This is a genomic window from Streptomyces sp. (assembly GCF_050698815.1).
Taxonomy (GTDB): Bacteria; Actinomycetota; Actinomycetes; order Streptomycetales; family Streptomycetaceae; genus Streptomyces.
In genome coordinates, this window is sequence record NZ_JBOHCV010000179.1 from 1 (window position 1) to 2,534 (window position 2,534).

Consider the following 2,534-nt stretch of genomic DNA (forward strand, 5'->3'; position numbering starts at 1 on the left):
CCCTCATCTCCCCCGACCCCGCCTCAGGCGAGATCCGTGTGGGCGGCCACGACCTCGCCGCCGACCCGCAGGCCGTGCGTGCCGCGATCGGCGTCACCGGACAGTTCTCCGCCGTCGACGGCCTGATCACCGGCGAGGAGAACATGCTCCTCATGGCGGACCTGCACCACCTGTCCAAGCGCGAGGGCCGCCGCGCCGCCGCCGAGCTGCTGGAGCGCTTCGACCTGGTGGAGGCCGCGAAGAAGCCCGCCTCCACCTACTCCGGCGGCATGAGGCGCCGCCTCGACCTCGCCATGACGCTGGTCGGTGACCCGCGGATCATCTTCCTCGACGAGCCGACCACCGGCCTCGACCCGCGCAGCCGCCACAACGTGTGGGGGATCATCCGCGAGCTGGTCTCCGGCGGAGTCACCGTCTTCCTCACCACCCAGTACCTGGAGGAGGCCGACGAACTCGCCGACCACATCGCGGTGCTGAGCGACGGCAGGATCGCCGCCGAGGGGAGCGCCGACGAGCTGAAGCGGCTCATCCCGGGCGGGCACGTGCGGCTGCGGTTCGCCGACCCGTCCGCGTACCGGTCCGCCGCCCTCGCCCTGCGCGAGGTCACTCTCCCCCAAGCTCTCGGCTTCGCTCGAGCAGGGGGTGCCCCCATCGACGAGGCGCTGTCGCTGCAGATCCCCAGCGACGGCAGCCAGCGCGAGCTGCGCTCCATCCTCGACTGGCTGGACTCGGCCGGCATCGAGGCGGACGAGCTGACCGTGCACACCCCCGACCTCGACGACGTCTTCTTCGCCCTGACCGGCTCCAGCGTGCCCAGCCAGACCAACCAGCCCAAGGAGACCGTCCGATGAGCAATCCCCTCGCTCCCGCCCGCACGACCCGGATCTCCCTCGCCGTACGCGACTCGAACACGATGCTGCGCCGCAACCTCCTGCACGCACGGCGCTACCCGTCCATGACCCTGAACCTGCTGCTGACGCCGGTCGTGCTGCTGCTGCTGTTCGTCTACGTCTTCGGCGACGTGATGAGCGCGGGCATCGGCGGCAGCGCGGACCGATCCGCCTACCTCGCCTATCTCCTTCCAGGCATCCTGATGATGACCATCGGCGCCACCGTGGTCGGCACCGCGGTGTCCGTCTCCACCGACATGAGCGAGGGCATCATCGCCCGCTTCCGCACCATGGCGATCCACCGCGGCTCCGTGATCATCGGGCACGTCGTCGGCAGCGTGCTGCAGTCAGTCGTGAGCGTGGTCCTCGTCGGCGCCGTCGCCGTGGCCACCGGCTTTCGGTCCACCGGCGCCACCGCTCTGGAGTGGCTGGCGGCTTTCGGGCTGACGGCGCTGGTCGCCCTGGCGCTCACCTGGATCGCGGTCGGGATGGGAATGGTCAGTCCGAACGCCGAGGCGGCCAGCAACAACGGGTATCCGCTGATCCTGCTGCCGCTCATCTCCAGCGCCTTCGTACCCATCGACGCGATGCCGGGCTGGTTCCAGCCGATCGCCGAGTACCAGCCGTTCACGCCGGCCATCGAGACCCTGCGCGGACTGCTGCTCGGCACCGAGATCGGGCACAACGGGTGGCTGGCCGTCGCCTGGTGCCTGGCGCTGACCGTCCTCGGCTACATGTGGTCCAAGTCGGCGTTCAACCGCGACCCGAAGTAACGGACATGACAGCGCGGGCTGCCTCCCGTAGCTCGTCCCGCCCCAGGGCGGCGTACTCCGACACCGCGTCGGCGTACGCCGCCCTGGCAGCGTTCCCGGCGGCCCCGACCGCCTGCCGGGCGCGGTCCGCCGACATCGTCGGCTGGAAATCGCGCAGCACCCGCAGCCGTTCGGCCAGCGCAATCATCCGTACGGCACGGGCATCGCCGGACACGAGCCCTGCCATGCCAAGGGCGTGCAGCCCCGTCCCGAACACAGGGAGCTCCATGGGCGAGGCGGACGGGCCGGAGAGCAGGGTCCGCAGCCGCTGCCGCAGCCGGTCGACCACCTCCGCGACGAGCCCGAGCCGGCCGGCGTGCGCGTGCGCCGTCACCGCCGCCGACTGGATCTGCAGCACCCACCGGTCGAAGAAGGGGTCGTCGCTGTTCGTCGAGTCGGCCTCGGGTATCCGCTCCATGTTGCGGCGCCACAAGCCGAGCCCGACCTCCGTCAGTCCGCGGGCGAGCGCGATCTCGGCGCGCCCACCGAAGTCGGGGCTGTAGAAGTCGTCCTTCCGCGGGGTGTTGCCGCCCTCCGCCTGCCGCAGCCAGTACTCGGCCTCGTCGGGGTCGCCCCGCTGCAGGCAGGCAAGGACGAGGCCCCAGCGGACGCCGATGGAGTCCTGCTCGTCGCCGAGCCGCGGCAGCACCTCGAGCGCCGACTTGAGATGCCCGTACGCCTCCTCGCCCCGCTCCGTCTGCAAGCACAGCTCGCTCAGCCGGGCGTGGCCCATGACCTGCAGGAACGGGTTGTCGACCGGCGTCAGCGCGGTGATCACCCGGCGAGCGGAGGCGAGCGCACGGTCGATGTCGTGCTCGGACTCCCAGATGTA

Annotated in this window: 3 protein-coding genes; 2 read left to right on the forward strand and 1 reads right to left on the reverse strand. The window is 71.0% G+C overall.

Annotated features, from left to right (window positions below):
• Both ACRDP3_RS06685 and ACRDP3_RS06690 read left to right on the forward strand, forming a co-directional pair.
• On the forward strand, positions 1–851 hold an 851-nt coding region (locus ACRDP3_RS06685; RefSeq protein ID WP_431515898.1), incomplete at its 5' end, for an ATP-binding cassette domain-containing protein.
• Positions 848–1,663, forward strand: a complete 816-nt coding sequence (locus ACRDP3_RS06690; RefSeq protein ID WP_431515899.1) for an ABC transporter permease — start codon at positions 848–850, stop codon at positions 1,661–1,663. The genes ACRDP3_RS06685 and ACRDP3_RS06690, both read left to right, overlap by 4 nt.
• Here the strand turns inward: ACRDP3_RS06690 and ACRDP3_RS06695 are convergent.
• The coding region (locus ACRDP3_RS06695) for a tetratricopeptide repeat protein (protein ID WP_431515900.1) at positions 1,644–2,534 on the reverse strand (891 nt) is incomplete at its 5' end. The two genes, ACRDP3_RS06690 and ACRDP3_RS06695, sit on opposite strands and share 20 nt — an antisense overlap.

Excerpts from the sequence above, each read along its gene's own strand:
- ACRDP3_RS06690 (WP_431515899.1), top strand. The coding sequence starts at position 848 with ATGAGCAATCCCCTCGCTCCCGCCCGCACGACCCGGATCTCCCTCGCC.